The organism is Bradyrhizobium sp. INPA03-11B, from assembly GCF_040446015.1.
GTDB lineage: Bacteria > Pseudomonadota > Alphaproteobacteria > Rhizobiales > Xanthobacteraceae > Bradyrhizobium > Bradyrhizobium macuxiense_A.
This window is the reverse complement of the sequence record NZ_JASGSR010000236.1, coordinates 1-4174: the sequence shown is the minus strand read 5'-3', so window position 1 is coordinate 4174 and position 4174 is coordinate 1. Positions and strand designations below refer to the sequence as shown.

Genomic DNA, 4174 nt, shown 5'->3' with positions numbered 1-4174 from the left:
CACCGGGCGCGAGCAGCACGGCTCTCGAAAGCATCTTCGTGGCAAAGGAATTGGTCTTGCAGTAGGGATAGGTCTTCGGATCGCTGCAATAAACGTCACACCGATAGGGCAGGCCATAGCGCATCTGCTGAGCATGGGCAGCGTGGATTTCGTCGTCATTCTCCGCCTGCTCGGACGGTATCGCGTTCGAGCCGGGGGGAAGAGGAACTGGCGAGGTGCTCACACTGCGTGTGCCGACGCAATAGGCGTCCAGTCCATCGGCGATATTCTGGTAGGTGATCGAGTATTCGAGCTTCGAGGGGAGTGCCGCGGCAACGAGCTTCAGCTTCGACTCGCGGAAATTCCGCGGCACGCGCGGCGCGCTCTCGAAGCCGGATGAGGTCGGGGCAAACACCGCCGACAGGGCGCTGGGAAGCACGCCGACGACCGGCAGCTTGATGTCGGCGAGTTCGCTGGCGCCGCTGCCTTCGAAGCCGTTCTCGTTGCTCAACAGATCGACCCGCGCCTCGCGCGCCGCGGTCAAGTCCTTATTGGCCCAGTCGACGCTCAGCACGTCGGCGGCCATGGCAGGCGCGCTGGCCGCCAGCATCAACAAGACGATCGGGAAATGCTTCACTGCTCACTCCCCAGGTTTTCCGGCGGAACGATGCCGTAGTTAGGAAATCGATGCGCGACGTTGTGGGCACATTGTGTGTCGACGGCGCTGGCATCGCCGGTATGCACGCCGACGATCGTCAGGCGCCCATCTTCGATCGTCATCAGCGGCGCGCCCGACATGCCCGCCAAGGTCTGACACGCATGAAAGATATAGCCGCCGTCGCGGGCGAGGATGTCACAGATCGGAGAGATGTCGATCACCGCATTCTGGTCGCTGCTGCGGTAGTCGTTGCGCAGCGCCATCGCGTACGGGCTCATCGAGACCAGCACCAGCGGTCGCCACAAATCGGCGAGTTTGGGTGCGTAACCAAGCGCTTCGCCGGGAGGTCTATGCAGACCCCCCTTGATGCCGAGCACGATCCAGTCGCGGTCACGCGCGCTTTCCTGCAATGGCGAGGTGTCGGCGCCATCGAAACTGAGCTGGTATTTGTCTCCCGACAGGGTCTCGAAATCGAGCGCGGAATCGCGGTCGATCAGCGCGTGAACGCCGTCCTGCTCCTCGGGTACGGCAACGCAATGGCGGGCCGTCAGCACGCGCCCGCCGACGATGCTTGCCATGCAGCGCTGCCAGGGTGTGGTCAGCACCCCGATATTCTTTGCTGCCAGCGTCGTGTTGTCGGGGCCCAGCAACTGGGCGACTGCGCTTTCCTGCAGTGTCTTGGAGCAGTCATTGACGTAGCCCTCGACCATCCGTCGAACGGCGATATGACTGTCGTTCGCGAGATAGGCCGGATCCCGCAGCGTGCCCGACTCGGCACCAAACGTCTCCCGCAGGCTCTGGATATTGCGGACCGAAGCCGAGCACGCCAAACCGTCCTTGGAGCGGACATAGAAGACGACCGAGCGGAGCAGGGCGAACGGGATCGGCTCAGTACCGCAGCGTGACGGTTCGGGTGCACGTACCGCGTCGGACTCGAAGCCGTGCCCGATGGCGCTTGCGATCGGCTTGATCTGGCCCGTCAGGTGCCAGTTGCTCTGACTCTTCTTGCCCGGATTTCCGAACGGATTGGTCTCCGGCGTCGAAGGCGGGGGCGATTTTGGCGGCAGCACGACCCCCGGATCGACTTCCTGCTCGGTGCCGGAATTCGGCGTCTTCTGCAGATCGAAGAACTTGCTCGGGTCGACCTCCTGCGCCTTGTAGGCCGGAGAGTCGCCGTTGGACCAGCCCTTCTTGAACAGCTCGTGATCGCTTGCGGCCGATGCGACCTGCCAAGTCGCACCACACACAGCTACGAGGCAAATGGCACGCGCAAGGTTCAAGGACATCTTCCCCACCAGCATCCTCGGCCGCGGGATAGTCTACACGCAAAGAGTGTAGTGTCCAGATTATTCTAGCAAGTCAGCGGGTCGCTATGATCGCCAGCGCGTCAGCACCCTTGACCGGTTGCGTCGTGTCGAGCTTGCGGAATTCCGCCGGCGCGCCCGCGATCGCCTTGTCGAGCAGCGCGCGATAGCGGCGGCGCGAAATCTCGACCGCGCCGAACGTCTTCAGATGCTCGGTCACATATTGCGTGTCGAGCAATTCGAACCCGCCGGCGATCAACCGTGCCACCAGATGCACCAGTGCGACCTTCGATGCGTCGCGCACGGTGTGAAACATGCTCTCACCGAAGAAGGCGCGGCCGAGGCTGACGCCATAGAGCCCGCCGACCAGATTGTCGTCCTGCCAGACCTCGACGCTGTGGCAATGGCCTGAGCTGTACAGCCCGACATAGAGATCGCGGATGCGCTTGTTGATCCAGGTGTCGTCGCGGCCGGGCTGCGGCGCGGCGCAGCCGGCGATCACGGCCTTGAACGCAGTGTCGACCGTGACGGTGAACGCATCCGAGCGCACGGTGCGGGCGAGGCGGGAGGCGATGCGGAAGCCGTCGAACGGAATCACGCCGCGCAATTCCGGCTCGACCCAGAACAGGGTCGGATCATCGGCGCTCTCCGCCATCGGGAAGATGCCGCAGGCATAGGCGCGCAGCAGCACCTCGGGCGTGATCTCGGAGGAGGCGGAGTCGCGTGACGTCATGCCGCAGAGCATAGCAAAGCGCGGGCGATCTTGCGATGGGGCCTGCGATGAGGCCTGCCTTTGGGGGGCGCGACGTGTTGACGAAACGCGCCGGTTCCTCCACAAGCCGCGCCATTCGGCCGCAGTTTCCCGAGCGGACTGTGCGGCCGTGCTACATTGCCACAAAAAGACGGCGCCACCGCCCGGGACATGGCGGCTCGCGCGCCCGACAATCAACACAGGTGAGGGGGACGCTGCATGAAGTTGTCATGGCGGACATTTGCGCCGTTGCTGGTCTGGCTGGTGATCTATCTGGTGCCGGTGCCGTCGGGGCTGAACGCCAATCAATGGCACTATTTTGCGGTGTTTGCCGCCGTCATCACCGGGCTGATCCTCGAATCGATGCCGGTCGGCGCGGTCGGCCTGATCGGCCTGACGGTCGCCGGCGTCGGCGGCTATGTCGAGCCCGACCCGAACAAGTCGCTGCGCTGGATGCTCGGCGGCTTTTCCGAGAGCACGGTGTGGCTGATCGTCGGCGCTTTCGTGTTCTCGATCGGCTACCGCAAGAGCGGGCTCGGCCGCCGGCTGGCGCTGCTGCTGGTGCGCGGGCTCGGCCGCCGCACCATCGGGCTCGGCTATGCGGTGGCGTTCTCCGATCTCCTGCTGGCGCCGGCAACGCCGTCCAACACCGCACGCTCGGGTGGCACCATCTATCCGATCGTCAGCAACATCCCGCGCATCTACGGCTCGGAGCCCGGTCCGACCGCAGGCAAGATCGGCACCTTCGTGATGTGGACGGCGTTTGCGACCACCGCCGTGACCAGCTCGCTGTTTCTGACCGCGCTGGCGCCGAACGCCGCCGCGCTCTCGATCGCCAAGAAGCTCGTCAATATCGAGGTCGGCTGGTCGCAATGGTTCATCGGCTTCGCGCCGCTCGGTATCCTCTTGCTGCTGCTGGTGCCGCTGCTGAGTTACGTGGTCTGCCGGCCGGAGATCAAGGAGAGCCCGGAGATCGTAACCTGGAGCGAGGGCGAGCTCGCCAAGATGGGGCCGCCGTCGCGGCACGAATGGATCATGGCGGTGCTGGTGCTGCTCGCGATGTTCCTGTGGATCTGCGGCTCCAATCCCAATATCAGCGTGCCGCTGCTCGGCTCGAACTTCATCAACGCGACCACTGTCGTGTTCGTCGTGATCTCGCTGATGCTTCTCACCGGCGTGATCGCGTTCGAGGACATCGTCGCGGAGAAGAGCGCCTGGGAGGTATTTTTCTATTTCACCTCGCTGCTCACGCTGTCGTCGGGGCTCAACGAGATCGGCTTCATCAAATGGGTGGCCGAGGGCTATGCCAAGCCGCTCTCCGGCACCTCGCCGCTGGTCGGGATGATCCTGCTCGTCACCTTCTTTTTCTGGATCCACTATTTCTTCTCGAGCATCACCTCGCATACCGCTGCGGTGCTGCCGGTGGTGCTCGCGGTCGGCTCCAGCATTCCCGGCCTGTCGGTGCAGACCCTGATGCTGTTG

At 63.9% G+C, this 4174-nt stretch carries 4 protein-coding genes; 1 reads left to right on the top strand and 3 read right to left on the bottom strand.

Annotated elements, in window-relative coordinates:
- The 3 genes from QMZ05_RS40430 to aat form a co-directional block, all read right to left on the bottom strand.
- On the bottom strand, window positions 1-565 hold a 565-nt coding region (locus QMZ05_RS40430; protein ID WP_353705831.1), incomplete at its 3' end, for a hypothetical protein.
- Between the two features lie 47 nt (window positions 566-612).
- Entirely contained in the window at window positions 613-1938 is a 1326-nt protein-coding gene (locus QMZ05_RS40425) for a hypothetical protein (RefSeq protein WP_353705830.1), read from the bottom strand.
- A 58-nt stretch (window positions 1939-1996) separates the two neighbouring features.
- The gene (gene aat, locus QMZ05_RS40420) at window positions 1997-2674 is read right to left on the bottom strand and encodes a leucyl/phenylalanyl-tRNA--protein transferase (RefSeq protein ID WP_353705829.1); all 678 of its coding nucleotides are present in this window, start codon (window positions 2672-2674) and stop codon (window positions 1997-1999) included.
- 237 nt (window positions 2675-2911) lie between these two features.
- On the opposite strand from aat, the gene QMZ05_RS40415 reads away from it, so the two are divergent.
- On the top strand, window positions 2912-4174 hold a 1263-nt coding region (locus QMZ05_RS40415; protein ID WP_353705828.1), incomplete at its 3' end, for a DASS family sodium-coupled anion symporter.

Excerpts from the sequence above, each read along its gene's own strand:
- QMZ05_RS40425 (WP_353705830.1), bottom strand. The coding sequence starts at position 1,938 with ATGCTGGTGGGGAAGATGTCCTTGAACCTTGCGCGTGCCATTTGCCTC.
- aat (WP_353705829.1), bottom strand. The coding sequence starts at position 2,674 with ATGACGTCACGCGACTCCGCCTCCTCCGAGATCACGCCCGAGGTGCTG.